Annotated in this window: 23 protein-coding genes and 1 pseudogene; 18 read left to right on the top strand and 6 right to left on the bottom strand. The window is 42.4% G+C overall.

Features of this window, described 5'->3' with window-relative positions:
* Positions 1 to 196 precede the first annotated feature (196 nt).
* The 5 genes from nirB to AM500_RS18130 all read left to right on the top strand — a co-directional run bounded on the left by nirB (position 197) and on the right by AM500_RS18130 (position 5,937).
* Positions 197 to 2,629: a nitrite reductase large subunit NirB gene (nirB, locus tag AM500_RS18150; protein ID WP_053600478.1), complete on the top strand. Its 2,433-nt coding sequence runs from the start codon at positions 197 to 199 to the stop codon at positions 2,627 to 2,629.
* A gap of 66 nt (positions 2,630 to 2,695) precedes the next feature.
* The gene (locus AM500_RS18145) at positions 2,696 to 3,004 is read left to right on the top strand and encodes a nitrite reductase (NAD(P)H) small subunit (protein ID WP_231688032.1); all 309 of its coding nucleotides are present in this window, start codon (positions 2,696 to 2,698) and stop codon (positions 3,002 to 3,004) included.
* A gap of 33 nt (positions 3,005 to 3,037) precedes the next feature.
* Positions 3,038 to 4,495 carry a uroporphyrinogen-III C-methyltransferase gene (gene cobA, locus AM500_RS18140; RefSeq protein WP_231688031.1) on the top strand — a complete coding sequence of 486 codons (1,458 nt, stop codon included), beginning with the start codon at positions 3,038 to 3,040 and terminating at the stop codon, positions 4,493 to 4,495.
* A 66-nt stretch (positions 4,496 to 4,561) separates the two neighbouring features.
* Positions 4,562 to 5,314, top strand: coding sequence for a sirohydrochlorin chelatase (locus AM500_RS18135; protein WP_053600477.1), 753 nt, complete (start codon positions 4,562 to 4,564; stop codon positions 5,312 to 5,314).
* A 5-nt stretch (positions 5,315 to 5,319) separates the two neighbouring features.
* On the top strand, positions 5,320 to 5,937 hold the full coding sequence (locus AM500_RS18130) for an NAD(P)-binding protein (protein ID WP_053600476.1): 618 nt from the start codon (positions 5,320 to 5,322) through the stop codon (positions 5,935 to 5,937).
* An 83-nt stretch (positions 5,938 to 6,020) separates the two neighbouring features.
* Here the strand turns inward: AM500_RS18130 and AM500_RS18125 are convergent, their stop codons facing one another.
* On the bottom strand, positions 6,021 to 6,467 hold the full coding sequence (locus AM500_RS18125; RefSeq protein ID WP_053600475.1) for an SRPBCC family protein: 447 nt from the start codon (positions 6,465 to 6,467) through the stop codon (positions 6,021 to 6,023).
* Positions 6,464 to 6,802, bottom strand: coding sequence for an ArsR/SmtB family transcription factor (locus AM500_RS18120; RefSeq protein WP_082347280.1), 339 nt, complete (start codon positions 6,800 to 6,802; stop codon positions 6,464 to 6,466). The genes AM500_RS18125 and AM500_RS18120 overlap by 4 nt, the downstream gene beginning before the upstream one ends.
* Positions 6,803 to 7,308: 506 nt before the next feature.
* On the opposite strand from AM500_RS18120, the gene AM500_RS18115 reads away from it, so the two are divergent.
* The 6 genes and pseudogenes from AM500_RS18115 to AM500_RS18095 all read left to right on the top strand — a co-directional run bounded on the left by AM500_RS18115 (position 7,309) and on the right by AM500_RS18095 (position 10,824).
* Positions 7,309 to 8,340 (top strand): alpha/beta fold hydrolase, encoded by a 1,032-nt coding sequence (locus AM500_RS18115; RefSeq protein WP_082347279.1) that lies wholly within the window; start codon positions 7,309 to 7,311, stop codon positions 8,338 to 8,340.
* Positions 8,341 to 8,358: 18 nt separating this feature from the next.
* Positions 8,359 to 8,576: pseudogene (locus AM500_RS26150) on the top strand (isochorismatase family protein); the annotation flags it as partial.
* Between the two features lie 72 nt (positions 8,577 to 8,648).
* Positions 8,649 to 9,209: a hypothetical protein gene (locus AM500_RS18105; RefSeq protein ID WP_053600474.1), complete on the top strand. Its 561-nt coding sequence runs from the start codon at positions 8,649 to 8,651 to the stop codon at positions 9,207 to 9,209.
* Between the two features lie 83 nt (positions 9,210 to 9,292).
* Entirely contained in the window at positions 9,293 to 9,694 is a 402-nt protein-coding gene (locus tag AM500_RS26335; protein ID WP_331457350.1) for a hypothetical protein, read from the top strand.
* Positions 9,655 to 9,897, top strand: coding sequence for a GNAT family N-acetyltransferase (locus AM500_RS26330; protein ID WP_331457454.1), 243 nt, complete (start codon positions 9,655 to 9,657; stop codon positions 9,895 to 9,897). The genes AM500_RS26335 and AM500_RS26330 overlap by 40 nt, the downstream gene beginning before the upstream one ends.
* Positions 9,898 to 9,909: 12 nt before the next feature.
* On the top strand, positions 9,910 to 10,824 hold the full coding sequence (locus AM500_RS18095) for a VOC family protein (protein ID WP_053600473.1): 915 nt from the start codon (positions 9,910 to 9,912) through the stop codon (positions 10,822 to 10,824).
* Positions 10,825 to 11,399: 575 nt separating this feature from the next.
* Here AM500_RS18095 and AM500_RS18090 read toward each other — a convergent pair.
* Together AM500_RS18090 and AM500_RS18085 are read right to left on the bottom strand one after the other, a co-directional pair.
* Positions 11,400 to 12,581 carry a M15 family metallopeptidase gene (locus AM500_RS18090; RefSeq protein WP_053600472.1) on the bottom strand — a complete coding sequence of 394 codons (1,182 nt, stop codon included), beginning with the start codon at positions 12,579 to 12,581 and terminating at the stop codon, positions 11,400 to 11,402.
* Positions 12,582 to 12,604: 23 nt separating this feature from the next.
* Entirely contained in the window at positions 12,605 to 13,342 is a 738-nt protein-coding gene (locus tag AM500_RS18085; protein WP_053600471.1) for a TraX family protein, read from the bottom strand.
* Positions 13,343 to 13,801: 459 nt separating this feature from the next.
* Here AM500_RS18085 and AM500_RS18080 point away from each other — a divergent pair, with 459 nt between their 5' ends.
* The 3 genes from AM500_RS18080 to AM500_RS18070 all read left to right on the top strand — a co-directional run bounded on the left by AM500_RS18080 (position 13,802) and on the right by AM500_RS18070 (position 16,492).
* Positions 13,802 to 15,085, top strand: a complete 1,284-nt coding sequence (locus tag AM500_RS18080) for a glycosyltransferase family 2 protein (protein WP_442853976.1) — start codon at positions 13,802 to 13,804, stop codon at positions 15,083 to 15,085.
* Positions 15,086 to 15,245: 160 nt separating this feature from the next.
* Positions 15,246 to 15,491, top strand: coding sequence for a hypothetical protein (locus tag AM500_RS18075; protein ID WP_053600469.1), 246 nt, complete (start codon positions 15,246 to 15,248; stop codon positions 15,489 to 15,491).
* Positions 15,492 to 15,721: 230 nt separating this feature from the next.
* Positions 15,722 to 16,492 carry a protein kinase domain-containing protein gene (locus tag AM500_RS18070; RefSeq protein ID WP_053600468.1) on the top strand — a complete coding sequence of 257 codons (771 nt, stop codon included), beginning with the start codon at positions 15,722 to 15,724 and terminating at the stop codon, positions 16,490 to 16,492.
* On the opposite strand, the gene AM500_RS25590 is transcribed toward AM500_RS18070, so the two are convergent.
* Positions 16,489 to 16,644 carry a hypothetical protein gene (locus tag AM500_RS25590; protein ID WP_156319847.1) on the bottom strand — a complete coding sequence of 52 codons (156 nt, stop codon included), beginning with the start codon at positions 16,642 to 16,644 and terminating at the stop codon, positions 16,489 to 16,491. The two genes, AM500_RS18070 and AM500_RS25590, sit on opposite strands and share 4 nt — an antisense overlap.
* A 470-nt stretch (positions 16,645 to 17,114) precedes the next feature.
* On the opposite strand from AM500_RS25590, the gene AM500_RS18065 reads away from it, so the two are divergent.
* From AM500_RS18065 to AM500_RS25915, 3 genes are all read left to right on the top strand, one after another.
* Complete coding sequence (locus AM500_RS18065; RefSeq protein ID WP_053600467.1) at positions 17,115 to 20,885, top strand: DEAD/DEAH box helicase; 3,771 nt, start codon at positions 17,115 to 17,117, stop codon at positions 20,883 to 20,885.
* Positions 20,878 to 21,615: a hypothetical protein gene (locus AM500_RS18060; RefSeq protein WP_053600466.1), complete on the top strand. Its 738-nt coding sequence runs from the start codon at positions 20,878 to 20,880 to the stop codon at positions 21,613 to 21,615. The genes AM500_RS18065 and AM500_RS18060 overlap by 8 nt, the downstream gene beginning before the upstream one ends.
* A 75-nt stretch (positions 21,616 to 21,690) precedes the next feature.
* On the top strand, positions 21,691 to 21,852 hold the full coding sequence (locus AM500_RS25915; RefSeq protein WP_197282613.1) for a hypothetical protein: 162 nt from the start codon (positions 21,691 to 21,693) through the stop codon (positions 21,850 to 21,852).
* A gap of 212 nt (positions 21,853 to 22,064) precedes the next feature.
* On the opposite strand, the gene AM500_RS18055 is transcribed toward AM500_RS25915, so the two are convergent.
* Entirely contained in the window at positions 22,065 to 22,823 is a 759-nt protein-coding gene (locus AM500_RS18055; protein WP_053600465.1) for a 3-oxoacyl-ACP reductase, read from the bottom strand.
* A gap of 532 nt (positions 22,824 to 23,355) precedes the next feature.
* On the opposite strand from AM500_RS18055, the gene ggt reads away from it, so the two are divergent.
* Positions 23,356 to 25,125: a gamma-glutamyltransferase gene (gene ggt, locus AM500_RS18050; RefSeq protein ID WP_053600464.1), complete on the top strand. Its 1,770-nt coding sequence runs from the start codon at positions 23,356 to 23,358 to the stop codon at positions 25,123 to 25,125.
* Positions 25,126 to 25,206: the final 81 nt, after the last annotated feature.

Here is a 25,206-nt window from a genome sequence, read left to right as displayed (position 1 = left end):
CATCACACTTTTTGTTGAAGTGTGGGAGGGTCATTAACTTTTGACATATCTGTGAAATAGGTTACGAAATTCATAGATTTGTAAAATAGGCCTCAAAATTTTATGAAAATATGCATTTACAATATAACCATAGAGAAAACAATGAAAACTCAACTGTGAGAAAAACTCGCTTTGCAAGAATAGGAGGTCCCTAAACATGGACAAGAAAAAATTAGTCATGATTGGAAATGGAATGGCCGGTGTCAGGACAATTGAAGAGATTCTTAAACTGAACTCCGGACAATTTGACATCACTATATTTGGCAATGAGCCACACCCTAACTATAACCGTATCCAGCTGTCGACTGTGCTTCAGGGTGATACGACTGTTGACGATATCATTATGAACAGCCGGGACTGGTATAAACAAAACAACATCGAACTTTTTACAGGCGAAGCGATTGTTAAAATTAATCCAGAGAATAAAACTGTTGTATCCGAGAAGGGGCGTACAGTTGAATATGACGAGCTTATCATCGCGACCGGCTCCAGTTCGTTTATCCTGCCAATTCCGGGGGCTGACAAGCAAGGTGTAACCGGGTTCCGTGATATCCAGGATACCGAAACCATGATTAAAGCAGCGGGAACATACCGTAAAGCTGCTGTCATTGGCGGTGGGCTCCTTGGACTTGAAGCGGCAAGGGGACTTTTGAACCTAGGGATGGAGGTCGATGTGATTCACCTCATGCCGTACCTAATGGAGAGACAGCTTGATCCTGCGGCATCTGACATGTTAAGGGCAGAGCTTGAAGCACAAGGCATGAACTTCCTGATGGAAAAAGCGACCTCCGAGATTCTTGGTGATGAGCGCGTTACAGGTCTTCGGTTTAAGGATGGCTCCGAGATAGATGCTGATCTTGTCGTTATGGCTGTTGGCATCAAGCCGAATGTACAGCTGGCAAAAGACGCAGGAATTTACGTGAACCGCGGGATTGTTGTCGATGATTTCATGCATACAAGTATTCCATCCATCCGTGCCGTCGGCGAGTGTGCCGAGCACCGCGAGATTGTGTACGGACTAGTGGCACCGCTTTACGAACAGGCGAAAGTTCTCGCTGCTGATATTTGTCGTTCAGACACGAAGCCATATGAAGGATCTGTTGTCGGAACAGGTTTGAAAGTTTCAGGTGTTGACCTATTTTCGGCAGGAGAGATTGAGGAGGGACCGGGACTAAAAGCAATCAAAGTCCACAATGAATTTGACGGCGTCTACAAGAAAATTGTCATCCGCGACAACCGTGTTGCCGGGATTGTACTTTATGGTGATACAAAGGACAGCTCAAGACTGTTCCGAATGATGCTGAAAAAAGAAGATGTCAGCGGCATGACGAGTGTAAATATCCTTGAATCAGGCTGCTGCGGTGGCGGTACTGGAGCAGGAAGTGATGTTGCGGCAATGACTGACGATGAACTTGTCTGCGGCTGTAACGGTGTAACAAAAGGAACAATCGTTGGCGCCATCAAGGAAAATAGCCTGACGACTGTGGACGAAGTTGGCGGCTGCACCAATGCCGGGCGTTCCTGTGGACGATGCAAAGGACTTATTTCTGAAATTCTTGCCTATACACTTGGTGACCAGTATGACAAAACAGCGAAAAAATCCGGTATGTGCGCTTGCACCACATTAAGCCGCGATGAAGTTGTCGCTGAAATCAGGGAGAAAGGTTTGACAAGTGTCAGGGAAGTTATGAATGTCCTCGGTTGGGAAAATGAAGAAGGCTGCTCAAAATGCCGTCCGGCCCTGAACTATTATCTTGGAATGATTAATCAGGAGCAGTACAAAGATGACCGCGATTCCCGCCTTGTGAACGAAAAAATGCACGCGAATATCCAGAAAGACGGCACGTACTCCGTTGTTCCAAGGATGTATGGCGGCGTAACGACCGCACAAGATTTGAAGAAGATTGCTGAAGTGGCGGAGAAGTACGATGTTCCGCTCGTGAAGCTGACTGGCGGACAGCGGATTGGCTTGTTCGGATTAAATAAAGAAGATTTGCCAGCTGTATGGGAAGAACTCGGAATGCCTTCGGGTTATGCATACGGTAAAACGCTTCGTACCGTCAAGACATGCGTTGGCGCAAAATTCTGCCGCTACGGAACACAGGATTCAATGGGACTCGGCATCGAGCTTGAGAAGAAGTTTGAGAGACTCGATACTCCTCATAAAACGAAAATGGGTGTATCTGCTTGTCCACGAAACTGTGCTGAAGCTGGGATTAAGGACTTCGGAATTGTCGGCATTGATGGCGGCTGGGAAATTTATGTTGGCGGCAATGGCGGTACAGACCTGCGCGCGGGCGACTTACTTGATACCGTAAAAACAAAAGAAGAAGTAATCGAATTGATTGGCGCATTTATGCAGTACTACCGTGAAACAGCGGTTTACCTTGAACGGACCTCGAAGTGGGTGGAGCGCGTCGGACTGGATCATGTTAAGAAAGTACTAGCAGATGAAGCGACTAGAAAAGCCCTTAACGAACGTCTCGACAAAACGCTTGAACGCTACAATGAACCTTGGCAGGAAGCAATCGACTCAAACGAAATTCAGGAAAAATACTATCAGAAGCGATCTGTTCCAGTAGAGGTGTAAACAATAGAGCAAGGCCGCGGGAATACGATGATCCTGCGGCCGGTATTCATGAAAGGAGATGCAAACATGGCAAAGGTTAAAGTTGCAGATTATACAAGCCTGCCTGAACGGATTGGACAGGTATTCAAAATAGACGGAGAAGAAATCGTGTTATTCCGGTTATCAAACGGAGAAGTCAGGGCAGTTGAGAACAGCAGCCCGCACCCAAAAGGCGGCACTCTCGCGGATGGCCTGGTTAGCGGTGAGTTTGTTTTTTGCCCGGTATACGACTGGAAAATCTCGCTTGTCGACGGTAAAGTTCAGGCACCTGACGTGGGCCAGGTAAAAACGTTTACGATTGTAAGAGATGGAGAACAGATATTTATAGATCTATAAGGTGTATTTTTCAGCACCCGGAGGGATGACGGTATGATGAAGAAAGGAAAAGTGTTTTTGGTAGGAGCAGGACCTGGCGACACGGGGCTAATTACAGTCAAGGGACTTGAAGCAATTAAAGGAGCAGAGGTTATCCTTTATGATAGGCTGGCAAATCCGAAGCTGCTCGTGTTCGCTCCGGCAGACTGTGAGCTCATTTATTGCGGCAAATTGCCCGATCGCCATGTGCTCCGACAGGAAATGATCAACAGCCTGCTTGTGGAAAAAGCACTTGAAGGCAAAACGGTTATCCGCCTTAAGGGCGGTGATCCTGGTGTGTTCGGCAGGGTTGGCGAGGAAGCAGAGGCCCTGGTTGAGCATGGCATTTCCTATGACATCGTACCTGGCATCTCATCCGGTATTGCTGCACCGGTTTATGCAGGCATACCTGTCACCCACCGGGAATTCGGGGAGTCTTTTGCAGTCGTGACGGCGCATGACAAATCGAAGGACGGCCATCCAGACCTTGACTGGAAGAGTCTCGCCTCTGGTATTGATACAATCGCCTTTTATATGGGAATCTCCAATCTTCCATTCATATGTGAAAATCTCGTAAAGCACGGGAAATCAGCGGCAACCCCGGTCATCCTGATTCAATGGGGAACGTTCGGGCGCCAGAAGACGTTAGAGGGAACGTTGGCCGATATTGCCGAAAAGGCGAGTGCTGAGCAATTTTCCAACCCGGCAATCACTTTGGTTGGAGAGATTGTTTCTCTTAGGAAAAAACTGAGCTGGTTTGAGAAGAAACCTTTATTCGGCAGGCAAGTACTATTGGCGCGGACTGGGACAGAGGAAAGTGCAGTGGCAAAAGAACTCACTTCCAACGGTGCCGATGTGATCGAATTTCCGAAGTGGAAGCGAAGCCGGATTGAGCTGGACAAAGAAATTCTGGGTTCTATTTCCGACTATGAGCGGATTTTGTTTGCTTCCCCGGAAAGCGTTAGTGAGTTTTTCGAGATTTTAATAAAAGAAAAGATTGATATTCGGCGGTTAAAAGCAGAACTGTTCGGGTGTTCAATGAAGTCATTAGCCGCACTGAATAAACGAGGATTTATCGCCGAACTTGAGTCCAAGATGAGTACATCCGGCCGTCTCCTGGTTGTGGGGGACAGCTCGATAAAGGGCCATCAATATCTAAATGGCGATCAGTTCATCACAAGCAAAAAGGAAATAGATTGGAACCATATGCAAATCTTTACGAGAATGATAGACGAAGCAGAGGTTAATACAGTCATCTTTCCTTCTGCAGCTTCAGTAGCGGTTGTAATGGAACACGGAATCGAGAGTGGCCTAATTTCAGCGGACTTATTAGATAGCTCCGAAATTGTCGCCTTTGGTGAAAAAACAGCAGGTGCATTAAAGGAATATGGACGAAAACCAAATGTGGTCCCAGCCGAACCGACGAAATCTGCTTTAGTGGAAAGCCTTCGGAATAGCGTGAAAGGGATATAGAATCCCGATGCTTCGGGAAGCACAATCGATGTGCTTACTACTGTTTTATTGAAGGGAGGACCCTATATGGAAGCGATTCTTTATATCGGCCACGGCAGCCGTACTCAACAGGGAAATAAAAGGTTTGCTTCGTTTATCAAGGAAGCAATGAAACTGGCCGATGAACCGATAAAAGAATACGGCTTTCTCGAAAATGCCAGCCCGTCCATTATTGAAGCGGCAGAGAACTGCATTCATCAAGGAGCTAACAGTTTGACTGTCGTCCCGGTTCTTCTTTTACCAGGAATACATGCCAATGAAGATATACCTGCCGAACTTTCTGAAGTGAAAAAAACCTATCCTCATATAAAGATAAAATACGGAAAGCCTGTCGGTGCCCATGAAAAAATCACTGGAATCCTGCTCGATAGGCTCGAAGAAAAAGGATTCAAGAACAGTAGGGAGGAGGAGACTGTCCTGCTGATTGGGCATGGAAGCCGGGACAAGGAAGCAGCTGCGGAATTTGACCGCATCGCCGAACAGCTTGGCAGCAAGATTGCGTCAACAGTAGATACAGGCTTTATTGTGTCAGAGCCATATTTTAACGTTAAAATGCAGGATATACTAAAAGAAAGCCGTACTAAAATATATCTTGTTCCTTTTCTACTTTTTACAGGAAGATTTACTGATAAAATAGAAGAAAGAGCTTCGTTAGTTGCGTCTTTATACCCAGGCAGTGAGGTAGTCTTTTGTGAGCCGACGGGATTTGATGATCGGCTTATGCTCGTACTAAATGAACGGATTGACGAAGCAAAAAAGAGCCAGCAAATTAAGGGGTGACCTGTTTGCTATATCCAATTTTTCTTGAAATAAAAGGCCGCCCTGCAGTTGTTATTGGCGGTGGCAAGGTGGCAGCACGAAAGACAGCTGGCCTTGTCGAGGCAGGTGCCAATGTAACGGTAATCAGTCCGGAACTAATTCCCGAACTGGGGACAATGTTTGAGAATGGAAAAATTCAGTGGAGAAAAAAGCCTTTTTCCTCTAATGATTTGGACGATGCATTATTAGTCATCGCTGCTACCAATGACAGGGAAACAAACCTTAAAGTGAAAGAAGCTGCCGGTCCCAATCAGCTTGTCACGATTGCAGATAATCCGGCTGCCTCAGATTTTCACGTACCTTCCGTAGTCAGAAGGGGAAAGCTGAACCTGGCTGTGTCCACTTCCGGGGCAAGCCCGACTCTTGCGAAAAAAGTTCGCGGAGAGCTGGAGAAAAAGTATGATGAGAGATACGTCGACTATCTTGAATTCCTTGATGAATCCAGGACCAAAATTCTTGCAAAAGTAATAGATTCTGAACGCAAACAGCAATTGTTAAAGATCATAGCTGAAGAAGAATATTTGTTGGACAAAGAACGCAGGCTGGAAATGGCTGAATTACTTAACAAAGAAGCAGAAAGCTAATTGCTGGTAGTAAAAGACTGTCAACAGCGGATGTTGACAGTCTTTTTAATTTAAATAATTTTGAATGAATAAAACAACATTTACTACTTATGGTCATGCAGGTTCTTTGTTAAATCGTCAAACGCATCGGACCAGCCGTCATACACATATTGATCGCCAGGATGACCGGCGAACCCGCGCAGGTGGAAGATCATCTCGGTGTGGTCGCCAAGTTCAGTGAGGCTTAGGGTCACGACTGGGGAGTTCTCAATGGGAGCATCGGGGTAACCCCAGGTGAAGACAAGCCGTTCGAAAGGAACGACCTCGAGAAACGTACCTCCGGTGGGAAACTCTTCACCGGTCTCGGTGTTGACCATTGTGTAGCGGTAGTTTCCACCTTTGCGGACGTCGAAGGTGATGGACTCTAGGGGTGTTGAAGGTAACCAGGCGGCAAGTTGCTTCTCCTCGGTCCAGGCTCGCCACACAAGCTCGCGGCGGGCATTTAAAATTCGGGTGATAGTAAACTCCGGTGCCGATGTAGTCATGTTCATTGTTCCTCCTTTTTGGTCATGGTATTGAGGTGCTCTTCCAGTGTGTCGAAGCGCTGGTTCCACTCGCTCCGGTGCTTCTCTACCCAGGCAGATGCCTCATTTAGAGGCTCGGTACGTATCGTCAGGGTCCGCCACTGTCCTTTCGATGTGCGTTCGACCAACCCTGCTCGCTCAAGTACTTTGATGTGCTGGGATATCGCGGGTGCGCTTATCTCGAAGGGCTCGGAGACCTCTTTAACTGTCGCCTCACTCTGAGCCAATCTGGTCAAAATTTTTCGGCGCGTCGGATCGGCGAGTGCAGTAAATATGAGGCTAAGTGTGTCCTTTTTAATCAATTAAGCATCTCCTTAATTAAGGGTTTTATTAATTATGTATCAATGTGTGTAGGCGTGTCAAGCTGCGGGAGAAGGGAATTGATGTACAGGCAAAAGAATTGCTTGTCCTTTAGGTCATTTTTTATTCTTTGTGGTGAATCGCCAGGTATTCGATTCATAGTTGGCTAGAGGAAGTGTAGTTGAAAATAGAAAAATTCCCAGTAAATTTCTTGATAAAGTTAATAACCATAAATGGGGACATAACAGTAACGAAGTAAGATAAAGAGTAAATAGCTGAATTCAGTGGGCAAATGATAGAGTTGAATAGGGCTGCTTAGCAGATGGTGAAGGAAACGGGTGAGTTGTCCACAAGGATTAACCACCTTTTTTCGTTCAATTCTTTATTGTACATTAGTTTAATAAGCCTCAAGACCGAGCTTAAAATATGTCTTTGGTTCATTACAATGAAATTGTTAGCACGTTAAGATTAGAATAAATAAGGCTAACATAGGAAGTAGTGAAAAATCATGAAAACGAAAAAGAAACTAAGATTTTGGATTTTTGTAAGAAATAGTTTATTGGCTATAGCAGCAGCTGTTGGTATTTGGGTTATTTTCAGTAATAGTATGACTGCATATGAAAAAAATAAGTATCCTGCTATAGGTCAATTGGTTGAAGTAGAGGGTAACAATATGCACGTTTATACAAAGGGGAATGGGGATAATACCATCCTATTATTAGGTGGTCTTGGAACTGCAGCACCTTCACTGGATTTTGACCCTTTGATAAATGAATTGACAAAGAATAATAAGGTAGTAGTGGTAGAGCCGTTTGGATATGGTTGGAGTGATATAACCAGCAGGGAACGTACAGTGGAAAATATTGTAGAGGAAATTAGAACTGCTCTCGAAAAATTAAACATACAAGGTCCATACATATTGATGCCACATTCAATTTCTGGAATCTATAGTATGTATTATGCCAATACGTATCCAGATGAAGTTAAGGGCGTTATAGGAATAGATCCTACATTACCAAAGGCGTTGGCATACTTTGGGGAAACGGCTCCTGCAATGCCTGCTTATTTCAGCTATGTGGGACCAACTGGAATTGCACGATTAGCATTGTCTTTGTCTCCAGACAATTTCCTTCCAATAGCTGAAGGAGGAACTTATACAGAAGAAAATCTAAAGATGACAAAAGCAATCTCTGCTTGGAAAGGCAACAACAAAAATGTGGTTGATGAAGCGAACGAAATAAAAAGGAATATAGGGAAAACCGTTGATATGAATTTCCCTGCTAATATGCCTGTTTTATTCTTCACTACGAAAGAAGATAAGGTAACAGAGGATGGTAAAAACAATGTGACATTTTATGAAACGCAGTTAACTAATTACCCTGCTAGTAAAATAGTTACATTACAGGGGCATCATTATCTTCATTGGACTCGTTATAAAGAAATGAGTAAAGAAGTTAATGAATTCATAGAGGAGGTAGATAGTATGATTAACAAAAAAAGCATTGGCATAATGAAAACTAAGGGGAATACGTCTATTTAAATATTGCGCTTCCCCCATTTGAAAGAGGAAAATCATTCGAATCAAACTTTGTTAATCATTGATGCTCAACAAGAGTTAATTGATGGGAATCAAGAGAAAATTGCTGTTTTTAGAAAAGAGAAACTTATAAAGAATATTAATTTATGCTTGAAAAAGCAAGTAAATCCAATGTTCCAGTTATCTTTGTAAGGGACTTGGATGTTGTTGAAGGTAAAGGAAAAGGGTTTCAAGTCCATGAAAACTAAGTTAGACCAAGAAATTGGGGTTTTATAATAGGCTTCATTTCTTATGAGAAGGGAGAATGTCATTTGAGGTTACAATATGAGAAACGTATGAGGTCAGAGAAAGCTTATAAAACTTATATGACTAAAGGATGGGGGTATGTTGCAGCTCTTATACTGTTGCCGTATGCAATTTTAAAATCGCTTTGGGCATGGGGATTAACGGTAGGACTTACAACACAACAAGCTGTAAAAAATGTAGCAGGGTCTGGTGATACATTAAAGGAAGGATCTGCTTTTTTATATACGTTATATAGCGTCGGAATAGACTTCACAGCTATCTTGGCGATACTGGCATCTTTATTTGCTTTAGCTCTCGTGACTTCCTGGGGGGAGAAACTACCAAAATGGTTATTAATCATACCAGGATGGTCAGTTGGGGTGCTGACAGTTCTAGTTAGCTTCTTGACAGCTCTTCAATTTTTAGGAGTGCTTCCAAAAGGATACACCGAAGGGTTAGCCATTTGGGTGTATGTGGTAACGTACGGAGGATTGTTCTTGTGGGGAGTAACTGTATTTATTGCGACTCTGTCGTTCCAGCATCGCATAAAAAACAAACAGTCTCAAAAAGGATATATTAAGCAATAATCTATATCCAGTACTAATACGTGGCAGATTAGTCCAAGAAAGAAACCCTTACAATGTTGTCCGACTTATAGGAGGTTACAACTGTGAATTATAAGTTTACAATAGTCAAAGCTGATAAAATAGATTTAGATGTAAGAAAAATGATGGCAGAAATTTTTGCAGAAGGCTTTACACAATGGCTTATCTTTTTTTCAAAAGATAAAAACGTTATTGCAAAGGCTTTTGCTCATATGTTTATTTTAGAACAATTTTATGTAGCTTTAGCAAATGGCGAAGTTGCTGGAGTTACGGCATGTACAGATGGAAAAAATAGATCGGTAAGATTAAATAAAAAAGAGTTGAGAAAGCACTTAGGTTTCTTCAAGGGAAGCATGGCAGGAATATTTTTAAAAAAGGAATTTGAAGCTCCTTATGAGAACTTCCCTCCAAATACAGGATCAGTTGAATTTGTTGGAACAGCCCGAAATTCAGTGGACAGGGTGTAGCATCTCAAATCATCCAATATATCCTTGAAAATACACCGTACAATGATTACATCATTGAAGAAGTTGCAGATACGAATACACCGGCAATGCGATTGTATAAGAAACTGGGTTTTGTAGAATACAAAAGAAAACCTATCCCGGAGAAGATAGCCAAGAAAATTGGAATCAATAATTTTTTGTCTTTGAAGTATATAAAAAGGTAGGAGGAAGTAACTATGTCAAAAACAAATCCAAAAATAGTTCCGCATTTATGGTATGACAAGGAAGCAAAAGAAGCAGCAGAGTTTTACACATCCGTATTCCCTGACTCAAAAGTTACGAATGTAACAACCATCCACGGCACGCCATCAGGCGACTCCGATATAGTTTCCTTCGAGCTGTGGGGGCAGAAGTTCATGGCAATCAGCGCAGGGCCTTATTTTAAAATCAATCCATCGTTGTCTTTCATGGTTAATTTTGACCCATCCCGAGAAAAAGATGCGAGCGAAAAAATAAGTGAGGTTTGGAACAATTTGTCCGAAGGTGGCACAGTGTTAATGCCGCTTGATAAGTATCCGTTTAGTGAAAAGTATGGCTGGATACAGGACAGGTTTGGTTTGTCATGGCAGTTAATCCTTACCAATCCAGAAGGTGAAGAACGGCCTGCAATATTGCCGTCACTTTTGTTTGTCGGTGATAACTGCGGTAATGCGGAAGAGGCTATTAATTTTTATTTATCAGTATTTAAGAACGCAAAGCAGGGACTAATCGCCCGCTATCCTAAAGGCATGGAACCTGACAAAGAAGGAACCGTCATGTTCTCTGATTTCATGCTTGAAAGTCAGTGGTTTACCGCGATGGATAGCGCACACGACCACAAGTTCAATTTTAACGAAGCAATCTCATTTATGGTGTATTGCGACACACAAGCAGAGATTGATTATTATTGGGAAAGGCTTTCTGCAGTTCCTGAAGCTGAGCAATGCGGCTGGCTGAAAGATAAGCATGGAATATCCTGGCAGATTGTGCCTGCCGAGATGGACCAGATGATGAGCAAGGGCACACCAGAGCAGCGTGCGCGCGTAACCGAAGCATTTATGGCTATGAAGAAATTTGATCTTTTGGCATTACAGAAAGCATTCAGGGGGTAGCGGGTAAGGGTCCAACTACAGTAGGGCAAATGAAGGAAGTACTTCATTTTCAAAAGGCTGGACGATGCTGATTGGAATATGCTTTTTAGATAGAAACTGGTTCGGTTTTCAAATGCACATACTAAATTAACATACGAATTGACAGTCCAATTTACATCTGAAATGGACTGTTTTTTTGTTTTGAACGAAATCCCGGACTAGGCCCGGGGTCCCCGCTCTTCATAAGGTAGCCAGCAAAAATAAGCGGAGGTTTCCTGTTATTTTCAGAATGAAGTTCATTTCGGGATAAATAAAGGGAGAGTTTCCGCTTATCAAAAGCAAAAGCACCTATTTTCTTAGGTTTTAAGTTAATAGGGGGAAAATCTCCGTCTATTAAAACTATTTTTGATGGTATTTACTCATTAGACGGAATTTTTCCATCTATCTATATAAGTTAAACAACTGAGTTGCTAAAGAGAGGAGCCTTCATAGAATTGCGTGAAACACAGAAGAACTTTAGGTTAATTTAGATAATTAATTCGATCTTTTAAACACTATAAAACCCTTCGCAAAAAGCGAAGGGTTTTATGGTTGTATTAATTTGGAACGGAACTATAAACTTCTGTTAGTACAAATTGTCCGCTGCCTTTGTTATTGGCGGTTTCGTTCATGGCTTCCAAATCATTGAAATGCCACCATTCCGAAGCCAAAGGAGTAAGTCCAGCAGTTGTACAGTATGTTTGTAATTTCATTGCAGGCTCATTCATTGAATCTGAATACGTTGCATTCTTCCAGGCTGTTGGAGATATTGATGTAACTGGAGCAGTAAATATAGCTGATGCTCCGCTCAATTCATGAATCGGGGTCGGCATAGTGTATTCAGTGTAATCCGTAATTGCGGTCGCTTTATAACCGCCAATTGATATATCTTTCTTGGAGTTTATTTTGACTAAACTGACATCAATCGCATACCCCTTCTGATGATTAGACACCCCGTTTGTGATAAACCAGGCGATTCCCCATGGAGGAGTGTTAATTCCCCTCATTACCTCCTGATCCTTGCTTGCTAATTTCGATAAACCTTGTACTACCGCAATTTGCACGGAGTAAGGTCGGAATCCTTCGTATATTTTTAGAGAGTCACCTTTGGAAAGGGCAAGCTGCTGGGCGAGATGAATTTTTTTGGACATCGAATAAAGAACAGGGATGATATACTCTTCTTTCCCGAGCCGTTCGTTAAAAGACTTTGACGGATACAATGCCCGGTTTGAAATTTCAGGAATTGCCTTGCCAGATGAAGCAAACTTTGATGCATATGTATTGGTGTTGTCATAAACAACCGACGGAATTACATCAGGAAGGTTGATAAAGCAATATTGATGTGGCAGCCAGCCAGATGAACCATCTTTTTTAATAAACCACCAATCTCCTTCTTCCCGAAGAATTTCAAAACCTGAACCAGCATTGATTGTTTCGAGGGTTTTAGAATTTGGATTGGCAGAAGCCTTCAGATTTAACTTCACCGAAGCGTAACCTGTCGCCCCGTTCACAGGTAATTCTAATTCCCCTTCATACACTTTACTTTCTCTTGGTTTATCTACTTTCGTACCATCTGGTGTGGGATTTTCCTTCTTTTCCTTTTCAATCTCAGTGGAAGATGGCTGATTGCTGCCGGAGTCTTCGTCGTTAGGCTTATTTACACAAGCCGCTAGTATAACGGCCATGACCATCACAATAGCCATGATTATCTTCCATTTATATTTATTGCCTCTAAACATGAATCTTCTCCTCGATAGTCAGACTAGCCAAAAATGACGTGTCTTAATAAATATAAAATTATCAGGTGACCCGGATAGAAAACATAAAAACCCCATTTAATCAGATTGGATTTTTTGCCTCTCTGGCCATTATATAGAGCCATAATAGGTATGAGTAAAAAGATGCCTAAACGGAAAATAGTATCCGTACCCTCTGAAATGATCCCAGGAATGATATAAAAAATAGTTCCTATTATGGCGAAACTCAACATCTGTTTATTGAATTGTCCTCTAAATAGGCCAAAGAAAAGTACCCATAACACGGCTATGTAATTCCAGTCAGCAGTCCAGGCGAGAAGACAGCATAAACCAATAAGTAAAACTTTCACTATTAGGTGAAGTTCTGTTTGTTGGCTGACTTTCAATGCGACCAGACCCATCAGCAATGACCAGATGACGCTAGTTGCTTGCCACCATTCCAGGTCCAGATACATCACAAAAGGAAAGTGCGAAATGACTGCAAAAATAAAAAGCCGCTTTATATATTTGTTGATATTCGACGTATGAAAATAACCTTCGGCGATCAAGTAACACATTATTGGGGCGGCGATTCGCCCAAAAGCATGGACGATCTGGTCCAATGCAGTGCCCTCAGGAACCAGCCATATAGCAGTATGGTCCACTATCATTGCGATGATAGCGATAACTTTAATGGTATTTGCATTCAATGACCATGTGTTGACACCATCTAAACTTAACGCCCTCGCGTTATTAACTTCCATCTTCATCGCTCCTTATTAAAAATAACTATGTATGAATACTTCTTCATCGCGTAACGAGGAAAAGTAACATTGTAACAAGTAATCTAGTAAAATTGCAAAAAAACAAGGCTCAACCCTTGGACAGAGGGTCACTAATACATCAACACTTACTATTCCTTAAAAACATAATGTCTAAACATGTTTATTTTTGTAAAAAGCTTAGCTTGCACGAGGAAAGCCCGGGGCAAGGATGTAACCATATCTGCGGATATTGGAGGCTTTTTTTTAATAACAAAATTTTTAAAAAATTTACGCTTTGTTTACGGGATATTAATGGGACCTTTGTATATGTGTTATATGCTTTTTAAGAATGGGTCTGAATGGCCGCTTGGATGGTCTACAAAGATCCCTGGCTCATGTAGTAACTAGTGGCTAAACAGGAGTAACAAAAAATTAAGGTATCGTCGTGGAGGTATGGATTTGGATTTGTCTATTATTGACTTTATTCATTATTTCAATTTGAGCTTTTTCGTTCTGTTTGCTTTGTTGTATTCATACCATTTGGTTTACATGCTGGTTGCCTTTAAGGCCAAGAAAACTTACAAGCCGCTTGTGGAGGATGTGCATCTCCACAAATATGCAGTCATCATTGCAGCCCGGAATGAAGAGGTTGTTATTGGACAGCTGATTAATAGTATAAAAAAACAGAAGTATCCTAAAGAATTGATTGATATATTCGTAGTGGCAGATAACTGCAGTGACAAGACAGCACAATTGGCAAGGCAAGCAGGAGCGGTTGTAAGGGAGCGATTTAATAAGATTCAGATTGGGAAGGGGTATGCACTTGATTTTATGATAAAAGTCATTGAACGGGAGTACTCTGCCAATGAATACGATGCCTACCTTGTCTTCGATGCCGATAATCTCCTGAGTGAAAATTATATTGCCGAAATGAACAAAACGTTCAATCAGGGATATCGAATCGTCACGAGTTATCGAAATTCAAAGAACTTTGGCCAGAATTGGATTTCTGCTGGGTATGCGCTTTGGTTCCTGCATGAAGCAGAATATCTAAACCTGCCACGGATGGCGCTCAACTCAAGCTGTGCTGTTTCCGGCACAGGCTTTCTTGTAGATGCAGGGTTGATGAAGGAGAATGGTGGATGGACATATCATCTTCTTACAGAAGACATTGAGTTTTCAGTAGCTCAAATTCTCAAAGGGGAGAAAATCGGTTATTGCAGGGATGCGATTTTCTTTGACGAGCAGCCAATAACGTTTGAACAATCCTGGCATCAGCGCATGCGGTGGGCAAAGGGATTTTATCAGGTATTTGCTAAATATGGCGGGAAATTGATAAGTAAGTTTTTTCTGGAAAAAAGAAACAAACTCTCCTATTACGATATGGCCATGACCATTATGCTGATCGTCGTCGTAACAGGTTTCAGTATTTTAATAAATGGATTGAGTTATTTGGCAGTCTTATTTGGATTTATTGAGAGTATCGACATTGATACTATGACACAGCAATTTTTACAATCGCTTGGCTGGTCATATGGAATCCTTTTTGTTACGGGCTTGATCACAACGATAACAGAATGGAAGAAAATCCACTCACCAGGCTGGAAAAAAATCGCCTATCTCATCACATTTCCAATTTTTATGTTCACCTACATACCTATTTCGATTGTTGCCCTGTTTAAGGATGTTGAATGGAAGCCAATCCCCCACACAGTAGCAAAATCGATTGATGAAGTCCGATAAGCCAGGGGAGATGGGTCTCCCTTGCAAAAAAAGCAGGAAGGCCGCCATAAATTGAGTTTCTTAAGAAAAGCTGTGTTATCGCAAACCTTGATTCTATAAAAAGGGATAGATTGGAAATTATGGAGTTTCATGTTAAAATAAATGAAAGGTGGTGTTATCCGTGAAAAAGAAATTAATTTGGATTCCTTTGTTAGCGGCCTTACTATCCATGGTGGTTTTATATGCAATAGGAAATGTATTTGAAATTTCACTTTTGAGTTGGGATTTTTATCAAGAGAATTCATCCGAAGGGTTTGCTTTTGAAGCAGGAGGTTCATTTTTGCCTATCATAATTGGTGTTATCATCGGATTTATTACAGAACGAATTCTTAAAAATAGACATAAAAGCAACGCTAACTTGGTGTAAAGCCAGGTTTTTTTTTTGTGCTTCTAAGCACCTCTGCAGTCAAGGTACTTCATGACTACCCTTGAAAACCCTTCTTATGATATCTTGTTATAAAAAAACCGAAAGTTTGAGTGCTTCTTAAAAACAGTCAAAATAACCTCTTTATTATTGGATAATTTCAACCAATATATTGAAAGGAGGAGAGGAAAGTTTCAATTTTTCGTTCGATCAGGAAAGCTTATCAATTTTTCGTGGACAAGCCTATTAATAAAGGAACAGTTTTAAACGAGCGTTATGAAATAGTGAACGTTATCGGGGCTGGAAGTTATGGGCTTGTTTACCTGTGCAAAGAGTTAAAAACAAACGAGACTAGAGTCGTCAAACAGCTTCGTCCAAGTAAGCGCCGCAATAAAAAAGAGGTAGCAATGTTTGAAAATGAAATCTCTGTTTTGCGTATGGTTAACCACAAAAATATACCAAGGCTATTTGAAGCCTTTACAAATAATGATCACATATTTTATGTCATGAGCTTCATTAAAGGCGATAATCTGGAAGAACAAATTTTTTATAAGAAAAAAACCTTTAATGAGGAAGAGTCGTTACAGGTTCTTATTCAATTACTTGAATTAGTAGATTATCTGCACAAAAAGGACATTTACCACCAGGATTTACGTATTCCAAATGTCTTAATTAAAAACACAGAGCTTTTTTTGATCGATTTTGGTTTGGCAAAGTATGATGCTGTTGGCCCATTCCATCCTTCAGCTAACAATCAAAAAAATATCCTGGAGCTGAAACAGCAGGACTATTATGATTTAGGAGAAATCCTTTTATATTTGCTTTATACGACGTACTCTTCTAAAAACAAAAAAGCTCTCCCTTGGACAGAAGAGCTTACTTTAGAAAAGGAAACTGTTTATTTGCTAAAAAGACTACTGCAAATTAACGAACCTTACTTAAATAGTAGTGAAATTTCAACTGATCTTCATGCAGCACTTAAAGCGAAGCAAAAAGTTACTTAATTGAAGGAAGGAAGCTTAACTGCTGCTTCGACCCTTCCGTTTGTAGTAACTGCTTCCACCCATTGGGGAACGTTTATATCGTCTGTTGCTGCTGCTGCTTCCTCGAGGATAAAACCCTCGTCCACTGCTGCTGCCTCTTCGATAATGGCCATGTCTTCGTTCGCTGCTGCCTTGTGTAAGCTGCTTTATTTGCTTCATGATTTTTTTAAACATTGTTTACCTCTTTTCTTTTTTTGAACATTTAGTCTAACATAGTTTAAAGCTCTAACGCGTTTATTAGCATTTGAATCCAGAAACTAATACAAGGGCAGAAAAGAGGCCTTCTATTAATACGGATGCTCTGCCTTTGGAGCAGTTTCTGAAATCAACCAATGTAAAAGCAAAGTTAAATCCAAAATAAGGAATTTCGGCTATAAAGGTTCAACTCCTATATACATTTATTTTTCCTATTATGCCTTTCCTTAAACAACCTGCCCCGTTAGCAATTATTATGAGCAGTGTCAGCTCATAGTTTGAAAACTGCCAGGCAGTTTAACCAAGGCCGTCGGAATGTGCTATAATTGCTAAGTTGCAATTTTTTATAAAAGAACCTTTTGGTTGTTAGTAAAGCGGGTGGACACATATGATCATGACACAAAAAACTACATATCGATGTCCGATTTCTTTGACCAAAAAGGCTAAGGATAAAATGCGAGAGCTTGAGTTGGATGAGCGATCGTTTTTTTTATTGGAAAAATCTTTTCATATTTATATAGAAAAATATCCCCAATCGGCAGATGGACTTGTTTCGGCTGCCTTATTTTTTGATCCCGAAAGAAACGATAGGCTTGCGGACAAGTACAGCAAGTTTGTAATAGTCCTGCATTGTTTGGTGAAACCGGACCGATTTGTTGTAACGAATGTAACGACAAGGCCAGTGCATATTCCGTTAAGTTCCAATTGGCGGATTTCGGCAAGTCTAGAGTTCGACTCCAATGTTCAGAGCGGAGCGCCGGTACCGATTGAGTTACTGAAACTGATTCACACGATGCCGGTTGCCCAGGAAAGTTCCATGTACGTGAAGAAGCGGATTTCCAGCTGGGAAGGCTATTTGAAAATTCAAGAGCAGTCTGCGGATATTCCTGATATTACATCCCGCTATTCCTCGCTGATTTTCAATGATGATTTTAGCCGGGTAAAAATAACCGGCTGCCAGATGAGTGAGAAGGAGTGGAAGTCACTCAAGGATATGAGCGTCAGAGTAAAGGGAATTGACAAGGATATCGGCAAAGTCCTGAAAGCGAATCGCTCGGCCTCTACAGTTGAAGTGGAACTGCCCGGATATATGGAAGAACAGGCACGCAGCCAGCGGCTTGATCAGCATCCGAGGGAAGTAACTTTCAGCAATTTCGCCACGTTAAGCCAGGTGAAAAGACTGCGCCAGGGGTTTAAGCAATTGGAAAACGGCCTGGCTGCGAACCCCGAGCTGGAACGTCTTTTATTTGAAAATAAACCGCCGGTCAAAGAGGTGAAAAAGCGGGCTGCGCTGCAGTTTCACAATCGGCTGAACGAGTTCCAGCAGGCAGCTGTCACAGGGGCAATGTCTGCTGAAGACTTGTACGTTATTCAGGGGCCGCCGGGAACGGGGAAGACGACCGTTATTTCAGAAATCTGCCTGCAAAATGCGAAAGCGGGACTGCGCACACTTGTAGCATCACAGTCGAATTTGGCGGTCGACAATGCGTTGGGCCGGCTGCTTGCCCATAAGGATATCCGAATCCTCCGCGTCGGCCGCACGGAAAGCATTGAAGAAGAAGGCAAAAAGTTCATTGAGGAAAATGTCGGGAAGTATTGGAAGGACCATACGTATCGGGAAGTTTCCAGTCAATACGAAAACCGGAAACAGCGTGAAACGGAAATTGAAGCGGAATGGGCGGCCAATGAACAGGAACAAGAACGGCTTCAGCAAGAGCTTGTACGAGTAGAGTCCGAGCTTGAAGCGAAAAAGAATGCCCAGCAGAAGGTTGACGAAATTCAATCCATTATCGCTCAGTATAAAAAAGACATACAGGAAGCTGAACAGGAAAAGCAAAAAGTTCAGGGGCTTTTGGTGAAAATTGAACAGTCACTTCGTGTATTGAAGGACTTGATTGAAAAAGACGAGAAATTTCTTGAAGAAGAGCCTGACATTGATGCGATTCAAAATGAGTTGGAAACAATTGAACAAGAAATTGTACGGCTAAAAAACAGTGTAGTGCTTCAAGAGCTTGAAGATGAGATAAATGCTGTGAAACAAGCGATAGAAGAAAGTTCTGCTGAATGCGTGAAATGGGAAGAGGCAAGGGAACAGAAGGATACCCTGGCGGAAAGAATAACCGCTGCTAAGAAATTTGACTCTCTAAAATGGATTATGCTCGAACAAAATTTCACGAGGACTTTGCAAGTGATGTCATCGATTGCAAAGCTCGATTCTCTTCGTGAACGTAAAAGCCAGCTCGATAAGCTGCAGGGCTATAACGATAAACTGACCGCTGCGATCACATACCTTGAACAGTTATTGGGGAACCAGCCGGGACAATCGAAAAACACGCCTCCGATATCGACCACGTCACTTGAAATTGACCAGTTTTTAGATAAGTTAAGAAGCGAATTAAAAGGAAAATCAACCATCGATCGAATTGCAGCATTTCTCGAAGGGCTATATGGCAGGAGGCAGTATATCTGGCTAAAAGCGCATAAGTTAATACTAAATGATGCGGATAAAAGAATGGCACAGGAAGCAATTCTGCAGTTGAAGCAGGAATTGATCATTCAGCTTAAGCCAGTTCAGGATGAATATAAGCAGATACATCAAAGATATCAGAGACAGCTGGATGAACAGGACGCCAAACTTTCTTTTTTACAAAGCAAGCAAAAGGAAATGGTTGGGTTCTCACAATTCATTCCAAATGCGAAAGAATTGCTTCATTTAAATGAATCGCAGTTGCTGGAACTGCAAGGCAAGAAAGAGCAGTATAGCCAAACAAAGCATCGGGTCGAGACCAATCGCCGGAAACAGGAACAAGAAACTGTTCAGCTGCATGAAGCCGAGCAGAAACTTACTGAAATCGTTGCCCGCCTTGAAAAACTCTCCAGTATCCTCAAAGAAAAGGAAGCTGAACTGACGCCATTGAGTGAAATCCTGGCTTCTGACCCGGAACGGGAGCATGAAGAAGTATTAAAGCAGCTTGCCAGTATTTCTTTTTCAAGAGAGTCGTTGAAGCAGGAAAAGCAGAAGCTGCCGCTGTTCCAATCAGTCCAAGGTAAGTGGAAGTCCTTGCTTGAAGAAGCAAATGACCATGACCTGAATGAAATCCGTAAGCTTTATGTAAAGCATGCCAATGTCATCGGGACAACCTGTGTGGCATCCGCCCGCAAGGATTTCATCGAAAGCTACCCAGTCTTTGACGTTGTCATCATTGATGAAGTATCCAAGGCAACCCCGCCGGAGCTGCTCTTGCCAATGCTAAAGGGGAAAAAGATCATTCTGGTTGGTGACCACCATCAGCTGCCGCCTTTATTGGGAGACGATACCCTTGAGGAAACCTTGCAGGCAATGGCGGAAGAAAGTGATGACTTTGAAGGGAAAGCTGAGCTTAAGAAGCTGTTGCATGAGTCGCTGTTTGAACGCTTGTTTAAAAACCTGCCGAAAGGCAATAAAACGATGCTCGCGATTCAATATCGGATGCATCAAAACATCATGGAAACAATAACGCCATTTTATATGGATGAAAACGAAAAGCTGCAATGCGGCTTAACCGATTCAGATCAAGATCGGGACCACAAGCTAGAATCCCCGCTCATTCAGCGGAACAATCATCTCCTCTGGCTGGATATGCCGAACGAGCCCGCATTTTTTGAAGAAAGAATGAAAGGCGGGAAAAGCTTGTATAACCCGGCTGAATTGAAGAGGATTGGCGAGTTGCTGAAGGAATTAAATGATGCAGCAGCAGGGGCGAAAATGGCTGGACGAATGGGAGCCGATGAGAAAAAGAGCATTGGCGTCATCAGTTTTTACGGAGAACAAGTGAAACGGATCGATCGCCTGCTTCAACAGGAGCTGCACTTGCCGCACTTAACAATCCGAACCGGGACAGTCGATAGATTCCAGGGCATGGAGATGGATGTGATTCTGCTAAGCATGGTGCGCAATCACGATAATAAGCATGATGATATCGGCTTTGCAAAGGATTACCGCCGGCTGAATGTCGCGTTGTCGAGAGCAAGGGAGCTGCTTGTGATGATCGGCAGTACAAAGATGTTTACTGAACGAGCAAAACATAGCGGTACAAGACAAATGTATACCCATGTATTGGACTCTGTTAAAAAACATGATGGACTGCGGGTTATGGAAGAGGTGAGTCTGCGTGGATAAAATAAAGAAGAAATTACGTGCGGAATTACTAAAAAATCCGGCTGTTCAAATCAGGAAATCGCTGGTGTGGCAGATGCCTGTGGCTACGTATACAGTTTTGTTCAGTCGGGTGAAGCGGTCGCAAATGGACATTCTCATGAAAATGATGCTGCTTACATTCGAGCAAACGCAAATCCGGCGCGCAGCCAACTTATCCGAGTTGCTGCTGGTAGAGGAGCTTTTCATAGAGGATTTGTTGAGGAAAATGCAGCGGATGGGCTTGATTAGAATTGAAAAAGGAAGCTACACGCTGACATCGAAAGGACACGGGCAGCTAAAGACCGGAGTCATGGAAGAGGAATTGGAAGAAGAGTCGACTGTGGTTTCGTACAGCCCGCTCCACGATGAGATTTGGCCGGAAATGGACGAGCCTTTGCCAGAGACCGGCGAAGAACTGCCGCTTTATCGGTATGCAGATAATCAGAGTGTGGCTAGTTTAGAGCTGATTTTGCAATTTCTCGCTGAAAGAGAAAACCGAGTGGGCGAAGACGGCTTTCATACAGTGGTGTCCGATGTGAATGGCTTTGAGCAACAGAAAGTCGAACACAACCCGTGCCTGGAATTTCAATTGTACAACAAAGAACAGGATATCTATTATGCACGTGTCTGGAATACTTGGCTCGGGCGCTGGGATGAGACATTTGAGAAACAGATAGAAGAGAAAGAACGGTTGGAGTGGCGAATGAACTAGGCCGCATAAGTGATAGCAATATGAATTAGATTCTTCCTCCAGGAGAAAGCTATAAAAAACTCTGGAGGGAAAGCAATGAAAGACAACAAAGAGAAGCATCAGAATACCCAAACCAACATTCAAAATGAATCTGTACACGAGATAAATAATATAGATTATGGACTTGAATCAGTTGCAAAAGGCAATGATTTCGCCGAGGGAGATAAAGATAATCCTCCAAACTGCGGTGGGTTATAAGGCGGCACTACCTCTAAGCATGCTGCCGGGTTTCTAACAACTGAAGGCCTGCAAGTGTTTGTAAGAAAGTATCCGTCTTATGGAATTTCGAAATAATGAAAAGTATACGGTTTGGTTTTTGTAGGTAATACCCAAAAGAAAAAACGCACAAATGTTGAAGTAGTAACATTTGTGCGTTTCTTTTATATTCGCTCTGTTAAACTATTATATGTTTATTTTACTATCCAACCACCATCAACTGGTACAATTGCCCCGTGCATAAAGGAAGCATCTTCGCTTGCCAAGAATAATGCAACATTAGCAATTTCCGCTGCTTGGCCATATCTGCCTGCAGGAACTGAATTTACTGCTTCCATTACGGCAGCTGAACCTTCTTCAAAAATTTGTTTTGTCATACCTGTTTCAACTGCTCCAGGGGCAATAGCATTTGCTCTAATTCCTTTTTGACCGTAATCAAATGACAGCTGTTTAGTATACCCGGCAATAGCATGTTTAGATGCTGTATATGCTGCACCACCGCCTCCAGCTACAAATGCAGCAATGGAAGCAATATTAATAACGACACCTTGACCGTTTTCAATCATTTGGGGAAGAACAGCATTCGTAACGTAGTAAACACCTTTCAGATTGATGTTAATAGTTCTGTCCCAAAGTTCTTCTGAGGTTTCCAGGGTAGGAGCGTATCCATCAAGAATCCCAGCTGTATTACTTAAAATATCAATTCTTCCAAACTGGTCTAATCCTTTGTTTACGGCAGTTTCTACACTGGCTTTATTTGACACATCTATTTCTACTGCCAGTGCATTTCCGCCTTCAGCTTTAATTTGATCTACAACTTTTTTTACTCCATCAAGATTGATATCAGCGGCTATAACTTTTGCCCCTTCTTTTGCAAAAAGGCTAGCTTGAGCTTTACCCATTCCAGATCCTGCACCTGTAATAAACGCAACTTTGTTATCTAATTTCGCCATGTTTACCTCTCCTTTTAATTATATTCAAACGCTCCATATTAACTTAAGAGCTAATTTGTAACAGGAAGATTGTGTAGTATATCTATTGCTAGTTCCACAAACCCGCTTCGTTAGTAAAAGAAGGACATCACATTGGATTTTGATAGTTGCAAACTATGTATATGTATCAACCATTGCAAATGCAAATGATATTCTAAAATATTATGTATTCGAGATTAGTGTAACTCTACTAAAAAAATAGTTCAAAGAAAACGGTTTCTAGGTGCCTGTCACTAACAGGATTTTGTCGAATGTTATCTAATTGCATAACGGGCAAAATTACAAGAATATTAGGGATTATTTTATGTCAAAAGGAGGGTGTTACCTTCTCTAAACGACAGCTATATGGCAAGGTAAATCGTGTCTTTTTACCCTATTTTTCAAAAACAGCTAGGACTATATATTCAAAATTTATAATATTCAGTCAAATATTTGCTAACCTTCTATTCTTTTCCTTACCATATAAGTGAATGAATGAAGAGGAGGGATTTGTATGAAGAAAGTTTGGAGAGTCGGTTTGTTTGCATTACTATCTATTCTATTACTGGTTGGGACACTACCGCTCAACGGGCAGGCTAAAAAGCCAAAGTTCAGTTATGACGGTTACAGTCAAGTTGACGTTGGCAAGGACGGAATGGTGGCAACGGCCCATCCGCTTGCCTCTGAAATTGGAGCAGAGGTGCTCAAAAAAGGGGGCAATGCGATTGATGCTGCTGTAGCAATCCAGTTTGCTCTTAATGTTGTTGAACCGATGATGTCAGGGATTGGCGGCGGCGGTTTTATGATGGTGTATGACGGCAAAACCAAGGAAACAACAATTGTGAACAGCCGTGAACGTGCCCCAGCTGGCGCGACACCTGATATGTTCCTCGATGAAAATGGCAAACCAATTCCTTTTGCTACCCGTTCAACTGGCGGGAAAGCTGTTGGAGTTCCGGGAACATTAAAGGGGCTTGAAACGGCTCTTGAGATGTGGGGAACGAGAAATATGCAGGAATTGATCGGACCTGCCGTTAAGCTCGCTCACAAAGGTTTCCCAATTGACTCTGTCCTTGCCGATGCGATTGCCGACAATCAGGCAATGCTCTCGCGTACGGCCGCTAAAGATGTTTTCCTTCCGAACGGTAAACCACTTCAGGAAGGCGATATCCTCGTACAGGAAGATCTGGCTAAAACCTTTAAGCTAATCCGCTCAAAAGGGACAGATGCGTTTTATAAAGGGGAAGTAGCCGAGGCTATTGCGGATGTTGTCCAGGATTTCGGTGGTTCTATGGAAGTCAGTGACTTGCAGAAGTATGATGTGACAATCGACGAGCCGATTTGGGGAGACTACCAGGGATACCAGATTGCCAGCATGCCGCCTCCAAGTTCAGGCGGGGTATTTCTTCTACAAATGCTAAAGATTCTTGATGGGTTTGATTTGTCCCAATACGATGTAAATTCTGTAGAGAAGTATCATTTGCTTGCGGAAACGATGCATCTCGCCTATGCGGACCGTGCTGCATTTGCCGGCGATCCTGAATTTGTTAAAGTTCCTGTTAACGGATTGCTGCATCCAGATTATATTAAGGAACGCCAAGCACTTATCAGCCTGAACAGTGTGAACAAGAACGTAACAGCAGGCGATCCTTGGAAATATGAAAATGGCTCTGCAAATTATAAGGCAACAAGCCAGCCGAATGACCATAAATATGGAGAGACTACCCACTTTACGGTAGCGGACAGGTGGGGGAATGTCGTTTCGTATACAACGACAATCGAGCAGCTTTTCGGGACAGGCATCATGGTTCCGGGCTACGGAGTTATGCTGAACAATGAATTAACCGATTTTGATGCCGTTCCTGGCGGTGCGAACGAAGTCCAGCCGAACAAACGGCCATTGAGCAGTATGACGCCGACAATTGTGTATGAGGATGGTAAGCCGGTATTGACTGTTGGTTCACCGGGTGGTCCGACAATTATCACTTCTGTCCTCCAGACAATTATCCATGCGATCGAATATGACATGGAGCTCAAAGCGGCTGTAGAGCAGCCACGAATTTACACAAACAACCTAAATTCGTACCGTTACGAAGAGGGAATTGGCCAAGATATCATTGCGAGGCTGAATGGAATGGGGCATAAATTTGGACCTGCTCCAACTACAATTGGTAATGTCCAGAGCATTCTCATTGACCATGAAAAAGGAACCTTCAAAGGAGTTGCAGACTCCAGTCGAAATGGCGCCGCAATTGGGATCGATTTAAAGGGGAAGAGGAAGTAAGTTTTACGCAAAGAGGGACGGCCCTCGTTCGCTAAATGAACGAGGGCCATCCTTTTTATTTTTGTTCCTGTTAATTCAAAG

This window comes from Bacillus sp. FJAT-18017, assembly GCF_001278805.1.
GTDB lineage: Bacteria > Bacillota > Bacilli > Bacillales > Cytobacillaceae > Bacillus_D.
The sequence above is the reverse complement of the archived record's forward strand: the minus strand, read 5'-3'. Positions and strand labels throughout refer to the sequence as shown.

Bases quoted from the DNA above. Each gene is read 5' to 3' on its own strand.
- nirB (WP_053600478.1), top strand. From the start codon at position 197: ATGGACAAGAAAAAATTAGTCATGATTGGAAATGGAATGGCCGGTGTC.
- AM500_RS18145 (WP_231688032.1), top strand. From the start codon at position 2,696: ATGGCAAAGGTTAAAGTTGCAGATTATACAAGCCTGCCTGAACGGATT.
- cobA (WP_231688031.1), top strand. From the start codon at position 3,038: ATGATGAAGAAAGGAAAAGTGTTTTTGGTAGGAGCAGGACCTGGCGAC.
- AM500_RS18135 (WP_053600477.1), top strand. From the start codon at position 4,562: ATGGAAGCGATTCTTTATATCGGCCACGGCAGCCGTACTCAACAGGGA.
- AM500_RS18125 (WP_053600475.1), bottom strand. From the start codon at position 6,467: ATGAACATGACTACATCGGCACCGGAGTTTACTATCACCCGAATTTTA.
- AM500_RS18115 (WP_082347279.1), top strand. From the start codon at position 7,309: ATGAAAACGAAAAAGAAACTAAGATTTTGGATTTTTGTAAGAAATAGT.
- AM500_RS18095 (WP_053600473.1), top strand. From the start codon at position 9,910: ATGTCAAAAACAAATCCAAAAATAGTTCCGCATTTATGGTATGACAAG.
- AM500_RS18090 (WP_053600472.1), bottom strand. From the start codon at position 12,581: ATGTTTAGAGGCAATAAATATAAATGGAAGATAATCATGGCTATTGTG.
- AM500_RS18085 (WP_053600471.1), bottom strand. From the start codon at position 13,342: ATGGAAGTTAATAACGCGAGGGCGTTAAGTTTAGATGGTGTCAACACA.
- AM500_RS25590 (WP_156319847.1), bottom strand. From the start codon at position 16,644: ATGGCCATTATCGAAGAGGCAGCAGCAGTGGACGAGGGTTTTATCCTC.
- AM500_RS18065 (WP_053600467.1), top strand. From the start codon at position 17,115: ATGATCATGACACAAAAAACTACATATCGATGTCCGATTTCTTTGACC.
- AM500_RS25915 (WP_197282613.1), top strand. From the start codon at position 21,691: ATGAAAGACAACAAAGAGAAGCATCAGAATACCCAAACCAACATTCAA.
- AM500_RS18055 (WP_053600465.1), bottom strand. From the start codon at position 22,823: ATGGCGAAATTAGATAACAAAGTTGCGTTTATTACAGGTGCAGGATCT.
- ggt (WP_053600464.1), top strand. From the start codon at position 23,356: ATGAAGAAAGTTTGGAGAGTCGGTTTGTTTGCATTACTATCTATTCTA.